The organism is Mycolicibacterium aromaticivorans JS19b1 = JCM 16368 (genome assembly GCF_000559085.1).
GTDB classification, from domain to species: Bacteria; Actinomycetota; Actinomycetes; order Mycobacteriales; family Mycobacteriaceae; genus Mycobacterium; species Mycobacterium aromaticivorans.
In genome coordinates, this window is the sequence record NZ_JALN02000001.1 from 1,677,493 (window position 1) to 1,692,176 (window position 14,684).

11 protein-coding genes and 1 pseudogene are annotated in these 14,684 nt (G+C 67.4%); 7 read left to right on the forward strand and 5 right to left on the reverse strand.

Annotation, left to right across the window (positions count from 1 at the left end):
• Positions 1-13 precede the first annotated feature (13 nt).
• From Y900_RS08085 to rpmF, 4 genes are all read right to left on the reverse strand, one after another.
• Entirely contained in the window at positions 14-1,459 is a 1,446-nt protein-coding gene (locus Y900_RS08085; RefSeq protein ID WP_036341022.1) for a S1C family serine protease, read from the reverse strand.
• Between the two features lie 62 nt (positions 1,460-1,521).
• Positions 1,522-3,069, reverse strand: a complete 1,548-nt coding sequence (locus tag Y900_RS08090) for a HAMP domain-containing sensor histidine kinase (RefSeq protein ID WP_036341025.1) — start codon at positions 3,067-3,069, stop codon at positions 1,522-1,524.
• Complete coding sequence (locus tag Y900_RS08095) at positions 3,069-3,755, reverse strand: response regulator transcription factor (protein WP_036346178.1); 687 nt, start codon at positions 3,753-3,755, stop codon at positions 3,069-3,071. The genes Y900_RS08090 and Y900_RS08095 overlap by 1 nt, the downstream gene beginning before the upstream one ends.
• Before the next feature lie 81 nt (positions 3,756-3,836).
• A complete protein-coding gene (rpmF, locus tag Y900_RS08100; protein WP_005139771.1) occupies positions 3,837-4,010 on the reverse strand; it encodes a 50S ribosomal protein L32 in 174 nt (57 codons plus the stop codon).
• A gap of 245 nt (positions 4,011-4,255) precedes the next feature.
• Here rpmF and Y900_RS08105 point away from each other — a divergent pair, with 245 nt between their 5' ends.
• The 7 genes and pseudogenes from Y900_RS08105 (at position 4,256) to Y900_RS08135 (ending at position 13,298) form a co-directional block, all read left to right on the forward strand.
• Positions 4,256-5,938, forward strand: coding sequence for an acyclic terpene utilization AtuA family protein (locus Y900_RS08105; protein ID WP_051660347.1), 1,683 nt, complete (start codon positions 4,256-4,258; stop codon positions 5,936-5,938).
• Positions 5,935-7,092 carry an acyl-CoA dehydrogenase family protein gene (locus tag Y900_RS08110; RefSeq protein ID WP_036341031.1) on the forward strand — a complete coding sequence of 386 codons (1,158 nt, stop codon included), beginning with the start codon at positions 5,935-5,937 and terminating at the stop codon, positions 7,090-7,092. The genes Y900_RS08105 and Y900_RS08110 overlap by 4 nt, the downstream gene beginning before the upstream one ends.
• Positions 7,089-8,684 carry an acyl-CoA carboxylase subunit beta gene (locus tag Y900_RS08115; protein WP_036341034.1) on the forward strand — a complete coding sequence of 532 codons (1,596 nt, stop codon included), beginning with the start codon at positions 7,089-7,091 and terminating at the stop codon, positions 8,682-8,684. The genes Y900_RS08110 and Y900_RS08115 overlap by 4 nt, the downstream gene beginning before the upstream one ends.
• Positions 8,685-8,689: 5 nt before the next feature.
• The gene (locus Y900_RS08120) at positions 8,690-10,657 is read left to right on the forward strand and encodes an acetyl/propionyl/methylcrotonyl-CoA carboxylase subunit alpha (RefSeq protein WP_036341036.1); all 1,968 of its coding nucleotides are present in this window, start codon (positions 8,690-8,692) and stop codon (positions 10,655-10,657) included.
• Positions 10,654-11,832: an acyl-CoA dehydrogenase family protein gene (locus Y900_RS08125; RefSeq protein ID WP_036341040.1), complete on the forward strand. Its 1,179-nt coding sequence runs from the start codon at positions 10,654-10,656 to the stop codon at positions 11,830-11,832. Before Y900_RS08120 ends, Y900_RS08125 begins: the two co-directional genes overlap by 4 nt.
• 39 nt (positions 11,833-11,871) lie before the next feature.
• Positions 11,872-12,639, forward strand: a complete 768-nt coding sequence (locus tag Y900_RS08130) for an enoyl-CoA hydratase family protein (RefSeq protein WP_036341043.1) — start codon at positions 11,872-11,874, stop codon at positions 12,637-12,639.
• 64 nt (positions 12,640-12,703) lie between these two features.
• A pseudogene (locus tag Y900_RS08135) lies at positions 12,704-13,298 on the forward strand (DUF1707 SHOCT-like domain-containing protein).
• A gap of 63 nt (positions 13,299-13,361) precedes the next feature.
• On the opposite strand, the gene Y900_RS08140 reads toward Y900_RS08135, so the two are convergent.
• Positions 13,362-14,606, reverse strand: a complete 1,245-nt coding sequence (locus Y900_RS08140) for a hypothetical protein (protein ID WP_131536118.1) — start codon at positions 14,604-14,606, stop codon at positions 13,362-13,364.
• Between the last annotated feature and the right edge of the window lie 78 nt (positions 14,607-14,684).

A 14,684-nucleotide genomic window follows, 5' to 3' on the forward strand; every position in this document is an offset into this window, starting at 1 on the left:
CCCACCACCCGGATCATTGGGCGGCCTTTCCGAGCGTGACCTGCACGGTGCGATCCGCACCCGACGGGTCCTTGAACGTCAGCGTCACCTGATCGCCGGGCGCCCGTGACCGGACCGCGGCCACCAGCGCGTCGGCGCTGCCGATCACCCGGTCGTCGACCTTGGTGACCACGACGCCGTTGGGCAGGCCGGCGGCCGCGGCAGCGCCACCCTTGGTGACATCGACGATCTTCGCTCCATGTGTCGTGGTGTCATTGCTGACCTGGACACCCAGCGACGCGTGGGTGGCGGTGCCGGTGCTGATCAGCTCGTCGGCGATCCGTTTGGCCTGGTCGACCGGGATCGCGAAGCCCAGGCCGATCGAACCGCTCTGGGCGTCAGGGGAATCGCCGCCCATCGTCGCGATCGCGGAGTTCACTCCCACGAGCTCGCCGCTCATGTTCACCAGCGCACCACCCGAGTTACCCGGGTTGATCGCGGCGTCGGTCTGGATGGCGTCGAGCACCGTGTTCTGGTTGTTGGTGTCGCCGCCGGTGGCGACCGGGCGGTTCAGTGCGCTGACGATGCCGGTGGTGACGGTGCCCTCGAGGCCGAGCGGCGAACCGACCGCCACCACGTCCTGGCCGACCCGCAGGTTGGCCGACGAACCCAGACTGATGGGCGTCAGGCCGGACACTCCCTGAGCCCGAACCACGGCGATGTCACTGGCCGGGTCGGTACCCACCACGGTGAAGGGTGCGGTGCGACCGTCGGCGAAGGTCACCGTGGTCGTCGGTGCCCCGCCCGCACCGGCGCTGGGGCCGCCGGACGGCGGAGCGCCCGGGCCACCCGGCGCGAGGGGGATTCCCGGCAGGCCAGGGATGGACGGCGCCGCCGGGGCGGGCGCCGGCCCGCCACCCTTGGCCGCGGCGACGACGTGGTTGTTGGTCAGGATGAGCCCGTCGGAGGACAGGATGATGCCCGACCCCTCCTCGGACTGGCGCCCGAACTCGGTCTCGAGCTTGACGACGCTGGGTACCACCTTGGCCGCCACCTGCTCTACCGATCCGACCGGCACGTTCGCCGCGGGCACGTTGGCTCCCCCGATGGGCGAACCCCCGAGTCCGGAGCCCACCGCCTGATGGTCCGGATGTGCGAGCAGCGCCACACCGCCACCGATTCCTGCCGAAACGACGGCGATCGCCAGCGCGCCCGCCACCAACGCGCCTGCGCGCGAGCGAGGGCGCGGCGGCATCGGTGCGTAGCCGACCGTCGTCGGCGGATTCCCTTGGCGCGCAGCCTGATACGGGTCGTACGATTGCCGGTATTGCTGCTGGTGCGGTTGGGTGGCATAGCGCCAGTCATAGGGCTGCTGATAACCGGCTGTCCTCGGCTGGGGTGAATACCCCGGCGCCGCAGGCTGATTCGGCCCGGGGGGCCCGGGCTGCTGCGGCGGCGAGTACCTCGAGTGGTCGGTCATGTCGTCAGGTCGCTCTTCCTGTTCACAAATGCCTAAAACTGCTGACCACAGCATGCCTTGCACTACTGAGAATCGACTGAGATAACACTCGGTCCAACGTTGGGTTTTTTCTCATGAAATCGGCGATCACCATTGGTCCTGGCGATTGTGGCCGTGTTTTCGCTTTCGGCTGAATCGTCGTCTGGGTAGTCGTCGGCGGAGATCGGCAGGCCCGGCAGCAGGACGAAGAACGACGTGCCCGGCGGCTGCCCGCCGGGGATCGTTTCTCCGATGCGGATCATGCCACCGTGCTTGACAACGACCTGCTTGACGATCGCCAGGCCCAGCCCGGACCCGGGCATCGCCCGCGCCGACGCTGACCGGTAGAACCGTTCGAAGACCAGACCGCGCTCCTGCGGGGGGATTCCGGGCCCGTAATCGGACACCACGAGTTCGGCGTGGGCGGCGTCCACCTGGCGCAGCCGCACCCCGACGTGCGCGCCCGACGGGCTCCACTTCGCCGCGTTGTCAAGCAGATTGACAACCGCCCGGGACAATCCGGCCGGATCGCCGTAGACCTGCCATCCGACGACGTCGACGTCGAACTGGACATCGTTGCGGCGCCTGCGCGCGCGCTCCAGGCTGCGGTCGACGATGTCGCTGAGATCGACCGCCTCGTGGACGAGTCCGCCGGCATCCTCACGGGTCAGGTCGACGAGATCGCCTACCAGAGTGGACAATTCCTCGATCTGCCCGATCACATCGGTGCGCAGGTCGGCCATCTCGCTGTCCGGAAGCCGCGGGGCGCCCGGCTTCATCGACGCCATCAGCAGCTCGACGTTGGTCCGCAGTGAGGTCAGCGGCGTGCGAAGCTCGTGTCCGGCGTCCGCAACCAGCCGGGCCTGCCGCTCCCGCGATTCGGTCAGCGCGCGCAGCATCGTGTTGAAGGTCTCGGTGAGCCTGGCGAGTTCGTCACTACCGAAGACCGGAATGGGACGCAGGTCATCGGTACGCGCCACCCGTTCGGCGGCCTCGGTGAGCCGGGCCACCGGCCGCAGACCGGTGCGCGCCACCATCCCGCCGGCGATCGCCGCGACCACGACACCGATGCCGCCCACCGCCAGCAGGACCCATTTCAGTTTGGTCATCACCGCATTGGTGGGCGCCAGGCTCTTGGATATCAGCAGTGATCTGTTGTCGGGCAGGTGAACCGCCAGCACCCGCTGGTTGCCGACAGTGCGGCGAGACATCAACAGCTCGCCGTTGATGACGGATTTCTCCGGCTCACCGACAGGCAACTTCTGACCCTGCTGATTGGCGGTGTACGTCGACCGGCCCGGGTTTACCAGCATCGCGTTGACATCGGAATAGGCGGTGCCCTCGATGGCCTTACCGGGGTCGGCGGCCAGCGAGCCGCTGGCGATCAGCAGGCTCGCGCGGCTCTGCAGTTGGTTGTCGATGTCGGTGTAGAGCGCGGCCGACACCACGGCGTACACCGCAACCGCCATGAGCACCACGACCATGGCCACCATGGACATGGCCAGCAGCATCACCCGCCATCGCAATGACAACGATGACGTCGGCTCTTCCGGCGCCCGCTCAGCCCGCGCGCGCCGCCTCAGTGGTGACATCAGGGCGGTGTCTCACGCAGCACATAGCCCACACCCCGCACGGTGTGGATCAGCCGCGGCTCTCCTTCCGCTTCAGTCTTTCGGCGCAGGTACCCGACGTAAACCTCCAGCGCATTGCCCGAGGTCGGGAAGTCGAAACCCCACACCTCCTCGAGAATGCGGCTGCGCGTGAGCACCCGGCGCGGATTGGCGATCAGCATCTCCAGCAACGCGAACTCGGTGCGGGTCAAGCTGATCGCGCGTTTGCCGCGATGCACCTCGCGGGTCACCGGATCGAGCGTCAGATCGCCGAACGTCATCACCGCGGAATCGGACTGCTCCTCGGGGCCGGTCCGGCGCAGCAGCGCGCGCATCCGGGCCAGCAACTCTTCGAGGGCGAACGGCTTGGGCAGATAGTCGTCGGCACCGGCATCCAGACCGGCGACCCGCTCGGACACCGAGTCACGAGCGGTCAGAACCAGGATCGGAAGATCGTCGCCCGTGCTGCGCAGCTGGCGACAAACCTCGAGGCCGTCCAGCCGCGGCATCATCACATCTAGCACGAGCGCATCAGGCCGGTCATTGGCGATCGCGTCGAGTGCTTCGACCCCGTCCTGCGCCAGGTCTACGGAATATCCGTTGAACGACAGCGACCGGCGGAGCGACTCGCGCACAGCGCGATCATCATCGACGACAAGTATTCGCACAGCCACAGTCTCAACCCAACGCCTGAGATTGGCCTGAGAGGCACGCCGCGCGAGCAGGCAATTCGCGGCCGGCGAACGGCGTCAGCGTTTGTCGAGATCGATCAATCCGAGGCGCGCGGCCTTGAGCAACCGGCGGGGAACCTTGTGCTGGCGACCGCCGACGGAAACGTTGACCAGACCGGTGGCCTCGGCCTTCCACTGCGCGCGCCGACTGCGGGTGTTCGCGCGCGACATTCTGCGCTTGGGCACAGCCATGACGTGCTTCTCCTTGATCAGGGGTGCCGCCGCGCAGAGACTCTGACATGCCGGCGGCCAACAATTGCATCTCAGGATAGCCGCTCACCTGCGTCGGCTCCAAAACACCCGGGAGGAGTGACCTCAACCCTTGACGGGGAACCGCCGGTCCCAAGTAACCTACCGGTTGGTTGGTTCGGGGAACGGGGCGGAGCGACCCGGGATCGAGTGCCAGTGAAGGGAACACAGCGCGCGTGGCAGATGCGGTGCGGATCGGTAACTGTTCGGGCTTCTATGGTGACCGCATCGGCGCCATGCGCGAGATGCTCACCGGCGGCGACCTCGATTACCTGACCGGCGACTACCTGGCTGAGCTCACGATGCTCATTCTTGGCCGGGACAAGATGAAGAATCCCGACCGTGGCTACGCCAAGACCTTCCTGACCCAGCTCGAAGAATGCCTCGGACTCGCCAACGAACGCGGGGTCCGGATCGTTGCCAACGCCGGCGGCCTCAACCCGTCCGCACTGGCCGACGCAGTTCGCGGGCTGGCCGAGCGGCTGGGCATTCCGGCAAAGGTCGCCCACGTCGAAGGCGACGATCTTCTCCCCCGCGCAGCCGAACTCGGTTTGGGCTCGCCACTGACCGCCAACGCCTATCTGGGCGCCTGGGGCATCGTCGACTGCCTGCAGGCGGGAGCCGACATCGTGGTCACCGGCCGGGTCACCGACGCGTCGGTGGTGGTCGGTCCGGCCGCGGCACACTTCGGCTGGGACCGCACCGACTACGACCGGCTGGCTGGCGCGGTGGCGGCCGGCCACGTCATCGAATGCGGAGCGCAGGCCACCGGCGGTAACTACTCCTTCTTCACCGAGATCGCCGACCTGGGCCACGCCGGCTTCCCGCTGGCCGAGGTCCACTCCGACGGTTCCTCGGTGATCACCAAGCACTCCGGAACCGGCGGGCAGGTCAGCGTCGGCACCGTCACCGCGCAGCTGCTCTACGAGATCGGCGGCGCCCGCTACGCCAATCCCGACGTCACCGCCCGGTTCGACACGATCGCGCTGTCCCCCGACGGCCCCGACCGCGTCCGCATCAGCGGCGTGCGCGGTGAGCCGCCGCCCCCGTCGCTGAAGGTCTCGCTGAACAGCATCGGCGGGTTCCGCAACGCGGTGACGTTCGTGCTCACCGGTCTGGACATCGAGGCCAAAGCCGCCCTGGTGCGCAGCCAACTGGAGTCGGCCCTGCGCGTGAAGCCCGCCGAGATCAACTGGACGCTGGCCCGCACCGACCACGTCGACGCCGACACCGAAGAGGCGGCCAGCGCACTGCTGAGCTGTGTCGTGCGCGATCCGGATACCAAAACTGTAGGCCGCCAATTCTCCTCGGCCGCAGTCGAACTCGCGCTCGCATCCTACCCGGGCTTCACCTCGACTGCGCCGCCGGGCGACGGGCAGGTCTACGGCGTGTTCACCGCCGGCTACGTGCCCGCGAGCGACGTCGCGCAGGTTGCGGTGCGACCGGACGGCAGCCGCACCGACATCACCCCCGCCGCGACCACCGTGGAACTGGCCGCCGTCGAGGCCCCGCCGCTGCCCGAGCCACCGGCGCCGGGACCGACCCGGCGGGTGCCGCTGGGCACGATCGCCGGAGCGCGCAGCGGCGACAAGGGCGGGGCGGCCAATGTGGGTGTGTGGGTACGCACCGACGAGCAGTGGCGCTGGCTGGCGCACACGCTGACCGTCGACAGGCTGCGCGAACTACTCCCGGAGACAAGGGATCTGCCGGTCACCCGCCATCTGCTGCCGAACCTGCGGGCGGTCAACTTCGTCATCGACGGCATCCTCGGGCAGGGCGTCGCCTATCAGGCACGATTCGACCCGCAGGCCAAAGGTCTCGGCGAGTGGCTGCGAAGCCGGCACATCGACATCCCGGAAGAGCTTCTGTGAACATTTGGAACACCCCCGAACGTCAGCAGCTGCGGAAAACGGTTCGTAGCTTCACCGAACGCGAGATCCTGCCGCATGTCGAGGAGTGGGAACGCGCCGGGGAACTCCCCCGCGACCTGCACCGCCGCGCCGCAGCCGCGGGCCTGCTGGGCGCCGATCTCCCCGAGTCGGTCGGCGGTGGCGGCGGAGACGCCGCGGACTCGCTGATCATCTGCGAGCAACTGCACGAATCCGGCACTCCCGGAGGCGTTTTCGCCTCGCTGTTCACCTGCGGTATCGCAGTGCCGCACATGGCCGCCACCGGCGACGAGCGGCTGCTCGAGACGTTCGTGCGCCCGACCCTGCGCGGCGAGTTGATCGGATCGCTGGCGATCACCGAACCCGGCGGCGGCTCCGACGTCGGCCACTTGCGGACAACGGCCACTCGGACCGGCGACGAATACGTGGTCAACGGCGCGAAGACCTACATCACCTCCGGGGTGCGCGCCGATTACGTCGTCACCGCCGTACGCACCGGCGGCCCCGAACTTCCCGGAGCAGCGGGTGTTTCGCTTCTCGTCGTCGAAAAAGGCACACCGGGTTTCGACGTAACCCGACGGCTGGACAAGATGGGCTGGCGCTCCTCGGACACCGCCGAGCTGTCCTACACCGAGGCCCGGGTTCCGGCGGACAACCTCGTCGGCGCCGAGCACACCGGCTTCGCTCAGATCGCGCAAGCCTTCGTCTCCGAACGCATCGGCCTTGCGGCTCAGGCCTATTCATCGGCGCAGCGCTGCCTGGACCTGACGCTGCAATGGTGCCGGGACCGGGAGACGTTCGGCAGGCCGCTGATCTCCCGGCAGGCTGTACAGAACACACTGGCCGAGATGGCGCGGCGCATCGACGTGGCGCGGGTGTATTCGCGGCATGTCGTGGAACGGCAGCTCGCCGGCGAGACCAACCTGATCGCCGAAGTGTGCTTCGCCAAGAACACCGCGGTAGAAGCCGGCGAATGGGTGGCGCACCAAGCTGTTCAGCTCTTCGGAGGGATGGGGTACATGACCGAGTGCGAGGTCGAACGCCAATACCGGGACATGCGGATCCTGGGTATCGGCGGCGGAACCACCGAAATCCTCACCGGCCTGGCCGCCAAGGCACTTGGATACCAGGCATGACCGTCTTGAATTCCACCCTCGACCCGACTGCACCCACGTACCTTGAGGCGGCCGAGGCGATGACCGCGAAACTCGCCGAAATCGACGGCGAGCTGGCGAAAGCACTGGGCGGCGGCGGTCCCAAGTACGTCGACCGGCACCACGCGCGCGGCAAGCTCACGGCCCGCGAGCGCATCGAGTTACTTGTCGACGCCGATTCGCCGTTCCTCGAACTGTGCCCACTGGCCGCATACGGCAGCGACTTTCAGGTCGGCGCCAGCCTGGTGACCGGTATCGGCGTGGTGGAGGGCGTCGAGTGTCTGCTGGTCGCCAACGACCCCACGGTCAAAGGCGGCACCAGTAACCCCTGGACGCTGAAGAAGATTCTGCGGGCCAACCAGGTCGCCTTCGAGAACCGGCTGCCGGTGATCTCGCTGGTGGAGTCCGGCGGTGCGGATCTGCCCACCCAGAAAGAGATCTTCATCCCCGGCGGTCAGATGTTCCGCGACCTCACCCGGCTGTCCGCGGCAGGCATCCCCACGATCGCGCTGGTGTTCGGCAACTCCACCGCAGGCGGCGCCTACATCCCCGGCATGTCCGATCATGTGGTGATGATCAAGGAACGCTCGAAGGTGTTCCTGGCCGGGCCGCCGCTGGTCAAGATGGCCACCGGCGAGGAGTCCGACGACGAGTCGCTCGGTGGGGCCGAAATGCACGCCAGGGTCTCGGGTCTGGGTGATTACCTCGCCGTCGACGAAGTCGATGCCATCCGGATCGGCCGCCGCATCGTCGCCCGGCTGAACTGGACCAAACAGGGCCCGGCACCGCGCCCCTTCAGACCGCCGCTCGCCGACCCCGACGAACTGCTGGGCATCGTGTCCGCTGATCTGCGAATCCCGTTCGATCCCCGCGAGGTGATCGCGCGCGTCGTCGACGGCTCGGACTTCGACGAGTTCAAAGCCATGTACGGACCGTCGCTGGTGACCGGGTGGGCGACCCTGCACGGCTACCCGGTGGGCATCCTGGCCAATGCCCGTGGCGTGCTGTTCAGCGAGGAATCGCAGAAAGCAACCCAGTTCATCCAGCTGGCCAATCGATCCAACACGCCACTTCTGTTCCTGCACAACACAACCGGCTACATGGTCGGCAAGGCCTACGAGGAAGGCGGGATGATCAAGCACGGCTCGATGATGATCAACGCCGTGTCAAACTCGCGCGTCCCGCACATCTCGCTGCTGATCGGCGCGTCTTACGGGGCCGGCCACTACGGCATGTGCGGCCGCGCCTACGACCCTCGCTTCCTGTTCGCCTGGCCCAGCGCCAAATCCGCGGTGATGGGCGGCGCCCAGCTGGCCGGCGTCCTGTCCATCGTGAACCGCGCGGCCACCGAAGCCCGCGGCGGCGTCGTTGACGAGCAGGCCGATGCGGCGTTGCGCGCTGCGGTCGAGGCCCAGATCGAAGCCGAGTCACTGCCGATGTTCCTGTCCGGGCGCATCTACGACGACGGGGTGATCGATCCGCGGGACACCCGCACCGTCTTGGGAATGTGCCTGTCCGCCATAGCCAATGCACCGATCGAGGGGACGTCGAACTTCGGCGTCTTCCGGATGTGAGCCCCATGATCACACGAGTTCTCGTTGCCAACCGCGGCGAAATCGCCCGCCGCGTGTTCGCCACCTGTCGCCGGCTCGGCATCGCGACGGTGGCCGTCTACACCGACCCGGACGCCGACGCGCCCCACGTCGCCGAAGCCGACGCCCGGGTGCGACTCGACGGTTACCTTCACGCCGCGCAGATCATCGCCGCCGCGCAGGCCTCGGGCGCCGACGCGATCCACCCCGGATACGGATTCCTTTCCGAGAACGCCGATTTCGCGAATGCCGTCATTGACGCCGGGTTGACGTGGATCGGCCCTCCGGTTGCCGCCGTCGCGTCAATGGGCTCGAAGATCGAAGCGAAGAAGATGATGGCGGCGGCCGGAGTGCCCGTCCTCGACGAGCTCGATCCGGCGACCGTCACCGCAGCACAACTGCCCGTGCTGGTGAAGGCGTCGGCAGGCGGCGGCGGGCGCGGCATGCGGGTGGTTATCGATCTCGGCGAACTACCAGGTCAGGTGGAAGCGGCCCAGCGCGAGGCCCAGTCGGCATTCGGCGATCCGACGGTGTTCTGCGAGCGGTATCTGGCAGGAGGCCACCATGTCGAAGTACAGGTCCTCGCCGATCAGCACGGCACGGTCTGGGCCGTCGGCGAGCGGGAATGTTCCATCCAGCGCAGGCACCAGAAGATCATCGAAGAAGCACCCTCCCCGCTGGTCGAGCGCGTTGCGGTTATGCGGGAGAGGCTGTTTGACGCTGCCCGACTGGCGGCCGGCGCGATCGGCTACACCGGCGCCGGCACCGTGGAGTTCCTGGCCGACGACGACGGCGAGTTCTACTTCCTGGAGATGAACACCCGGCTGCAGGTCGAACATCCCGTCACCGAACTCACCACCGGCCTGGACCTCGTCGAGCTGCAGCTGGCGGTGGCCGACGGCGATCAGCTCGGCGCACAGCCCCCGGCCGCCCGCGGCCACTCGATCGAGGCCCGTATCTATGCCGAAGATCCCGCCAAGAACTGGCAACCCCAGGCAGGGCGCGTTCACCAATTCGAGGTGCCCGGCGTGACAACCACTTTCGGCCTCATCGCCGAGACCGGTATTCGGCTGGACTCCGGCATCGACGACCAGGCGACGGTGTCGATCCACTACGACCCCATGCTGGCCAAGGTGATCTCGTACGCCCCCACCCGACGACGTGCCGCCCAGGTGCTCGCCGCCGCACTGGCCTCGACCCGGCTGCACGGCATCCGCACCAACCGGGACCTGCTCGTCAATGTCCTTCGCCACCAGGGCTTCCTGGACGGTGCCACCGACACCGCGTTCTTCGACACCCACGGCCTGGCCGACCTGTCCCGGCCGCTGGCCGACGACTGTACGACGCGGCTCTCGGCTGTCGCCGCCGCGCTGGCCGATGCCGCAAGCAACCGTGCCGGCACGGCGGTACTTGGCGAGATTCCCAGCGGCTGGCGCAACGTGGTGTCGGGAAATCAGCTCAAGAGCTACTCGGCCGGCGAGCAGGAACACCACATCAGCTATCGATTCACCCGCGCCGGGGTGGTCCTGCCCGACGATCCCGGTGTGACTGTGTTGTCGGCGCAGCCCGGCCAGGTCGTACTGGCCGACAACGCGGGGGTCGCCACCGCGTTCAGTGTGAGCCGTTATGACACTGAGGTATTCGTCGACTCGCCACTGGGCCCGGTCGCGTTGACCGCCGTCCCCAGATTCCCCGAACCGGGTTCGAGCGTCGAGAAGGGATCGTTGCTGGCGCCCATGCCCGGCGCGGTGATCCGGCTCGGCGCGGCCCTGGGTGACACCGTCACGCTGGGCCAGCCGCTGGTCTGGCTGGAGGCAATGAAGATGGAACACACGATCACCGCGCCTGCCGATGGTGTGGTGACCCAACTGGAGGTCAGCGTCGGCCAGCAGGTCGACGTGGGGACCGTCCTCGCCCGGGTGGAGAGCCCGGACACCGGAGAAGGAGAGCAATGACCGCGTCGACGACCGACACCGGCTTCATCGAGAGCGCCGAACGCCAGGAACTGCGCAAAGCGGTCGGCGCGATGGCGGCGAGCTACGGCTCGGACTATTACCTGGCCAAGGCCCGCGCCGGTGAGCACACCGACGAATTGTGGTCCGAGGCAGCAAAACTCGGCTTCGTCGGGGTGAACCTTCCCGAGGAGTACGGCGGTGGCGGCGCAGGCATGTACGAGCTGTCCCTGGTCATGGAGGAGATGGCCGCCCACGGCTGCGCGCTGCTGATGCTGGTGGTGTCACCGGCGATCAACGGGACCATCATCAGTAAGTTCGGTACCGACGACCAGAAAAAGCGCTGGCTGCCCGGTATCGCCGACGGTTCGATCACCATGGCGTTCGCCATCACCGAACCCGACGCCGGCTCGAACTCGCACAAGATCACCACCACCGCCCGCCGCGACGGCGGCGACTGGGTCCTGTCCGGCCAGAAGGTCTACATCTCCGGCGTCGACCAGGCCCAGGCGGTGCTGGTCGTCGGCCGGACGGAGGAGGCCAAGACCGGCAACCTCAAGCCGGCGTTGTTCATCGTGCCGACCGACACCCCGGGCTTCAGCTTCACCAGGATCGACATGGAGATCGTCAGTCCGGAGAGCCAGTTCCAGGTGTTCATCGACGATGTCCGGTTGCCCGCCGACGCGCTGGTCGGTTCGGAGGACGCCGCGATCGCCCAGCTGTTCGCCGGTCTGAACCCGGAACGAATCATGGGTGCGGCCAATGCGATCGGTGCGGGACGCCACGTGCTCGGCAAGGCGGCCGAGTACGTCAAAACCCGCCAGGTGTGGAAGACGCCGATCGGTGCGCACCAAGGTATCGCCCACCCGTTGGCGCAGAACTACATCGAGATCGAACTCGCCAAGCTGATGATGCAGAAAGCGGCCGCCCTCTACGACGCCGGCGACGACTTCGGCGCCGCCGAAGCAGCCAACATGGCCAAGTACGCCGCGGGCGAGGCGTCCACCAAGGCCGTCGACCAGGCTGTGCAATCCCTCGGCGGCAACGGACTCACCAAGGAGTACGGCGTCGCGTCGATGCTCACCGCGTCCCGGCTGGCGCGTATCGCTCCGGTCAGCCGGGAGATGATCCTCAACTTCGTCGCTCAGACGTCGCTCGGCCTGCCCCGGTCGTACTGATGACGCGGCGGGCAGGAGCGAAGCGACATGGGGAGTGAGATGAACCGGCTCGTCACCTACGCCGTCGACGGTCACGTCGCCCGGCTGACGCTCGACTCCCCGCACAACCGCAACGCGCTGTCCACTCGATTGGTGGAGCAGTTGCATGCTGGACTGCGGGCGGCCGCGGCCGACCCGGCGGTCCGGACCGTGGTGCTGGGTCACACCGGTGGGACGTTCTGTGCCGGTGCCGACCTGAGCGAAGCGTCGGACGGCGACCCGTTCGACATGACCGCCGCGCGGGGTCGCGAGATGGCGGCGCTGCTGCGGGCGATCGTCCAATCACCGATGCCTGTGGTCGCGGCCATCGACGGTCACGTCCGGGCCGGCGGTCTCGGGCTGGTGGGGGCGTGCGACATCGCGGTCGCGGGACCGCGCAGCACGTTCGCGCTGACCGAGGCGCGCATCGGGGTGGCTCCTGCGGTCATTTCTCTGACATTGCTGCCGAAGATGACGGCGCGCGCGGCTGCCCGCTACTACCTCACGGGTGAGACGTTCACCGCACCGACAGCCGCCGAGATCGGCGTCATCACCCTGGCCGCCGACGATGTGGACGAGGCGATCGCGGGCATCGTGACCGACCTGGGGCGTGGCTCGCCGCAGGGGCTGGCGGCATCGAAAGCACTCACCACAGCCGATGTTCTGGCCCGCTTCGACCGCGACGCCGAGGACTTGGCAACGGAATCGGCCCGGCTGTTCGTCTCCGAGGAAGCCCACGAAGGAATGCTCGCGTTTCTGCAGAAACGCCCGCCGCGCTGGGTGCGATAACACAGGTGTGAGAGAACAGCGAACACTCTTGCGGTTGCCGACCAGAGTCGTACCCTCGTAAGCGATGAGCAACTTGACACCGCGGGACGCATCGACGCGGGCTGCTGACACAGACCGTATCCAGGTCGCCCAATTGCTCACCGAGGCTGCCTCTCGGGGCCGCCTGGCGCTCACCGAATACGAGCAACGGTTGACAAAGGCGTATGCCGCGCAAACCTATGAGGACCTCGATCGGCTCACCGAGGACCTGCCGGAGGCCGCCGACGCCTCGAATCGGCGCGGCGCTTCGAAGCCCGCACCCAAGACGCTCTTGTTGGCGATCCTCAGCGGGTTCGAACGCCGCGGCCGGTGGAACGTTCCCGGCCGCATCACGACGTTCACCCTGTTCGGCGGTGGCGTCGTCGACCTGCGCTACGCCGACTTCACGTCGGCGAGCGTGGAGATTCACGCGTATTCGATCATGGGTGGCCAGACCATCCTGCTGCCGCCGGAGATCAATGTGGAGGTCCACGGCGTGGGCGTGATGGGTGGTCGACCACGACGTGGACGGCCCGGGTACACCGGGGGCGCCGAAAGTCACCATCCGCGGCTTCTCGTTGTGGGGCGGTGTCGGCATCAAACGCAAGAACCGCAAGCCCAACACACCCGAATCACGCTGACCGGTCCGCAAACAACCTCGGCCCCTTCCGATCGGAAGGGGCCGAAGTGTTGGTGCAGGTGCGTTACTTCGAGCTGGTGCCCGAGCCCGAGCTGCTCGACGACGAGGACGAGGACGAGCCCGACGACGAGGAGGAGTCGCTCGACGAGGTGGAACCCGACTTGGCCTTCTTGCCACCGCCGAGCGCGTCCGAGATCTGCTTGCCGATCTTGGCGAGTGGGTTCTGCGGCTTGGCCGGCTTGGTGGTGGGCTTGGCCGACGACGTCGGAGCCTTGGGCGACACGGCGCCGGTCGACTTCGCGGGCGTGGTGTCGGTCGACGGCGCGGTGCCGGTCGAGGACGTGGTGTCGGTCGAGGACGTGGTGTCGGTCGACGACGCGGTGTCGGTCGACGACGTGGTGCCCGTCGACGACGTGGTGTCGGTCGACGGGGTGCCACTGTTGGTCGTGCCCTCGGACACCGTCTTGACCTCGGCGGCCGTCGCCTTGGCGGTCGACTTCGACGCCGCGGACGACGCTGTGGTGCTGATGCCGGCCGCGGACTTGACGGCGGTCTCGAGACCCTTGATGTCGTTCTGGATGGTCGTGGCTGCCGCGGTGATGGCGCCGCTGATCGCTGCCCCCGAGGGTGCACCGGGCAGGTTGTCTGAGATCGATGTCGCCACGTAGGCCAGGATCGCCGACAGGCCGTTGGTGCTGTAGCTGAACCCGGTGCCGGTGGTGGAGTTGTAGTCCGGCGTCTGTCCGTAGAAGAACAGGCTGGCGAGGATGCCGCCACCGAGCTTGACCGGGCCGATGTTGAAGGTCGGGACCAGCGTCGCGGCGTTCGACACGATCGAGTTGATGACGTTCGGAATGCCGTAGTAGAACGTCGCCTGCGCGGCCTGGAAGATCGGCGAGCTGGTGCCGAAGAGCTCACCGGCGGCCACGTAGGGGATCGAGGAAGCGCCGACCTCGAAGAAGTAGTTGTCGAGGTCGAAGCCGGGCACGAACGTCTCGGCGGCGTTGTCGACCAGGTAGTACAGCACACCCGAGGCGCCGCTGACGTAGACGTTGCTCACGTTGGGGTAGTAGGTGTTGCCGGTCTGGATGTAGCCGCCCCAGCCGAACCAGTAGGCGTCGTTGATGCCCTGAAGGGTGATGTCGGTAATCGCGGTCAGCGCGACCTGAGCCGTCGACAGCGGCAGCGGGGTGGGCGCACCCAGCGCGATGTCGTGAGTCGGAAGGTACGCCGGTGAGGCGGCGACGATGGCAGCTGCACTGGCCAGTGCAGCGCCGGTCACCAGGAAGGGCCGAGTCCGTGACGCCATTGCTAATTCCCCTTGTTGGTGCGGTTCGCCAGGGTCGTGACGAACTCGGTGCTTTGCTGATACGAATCTTAGAAGATC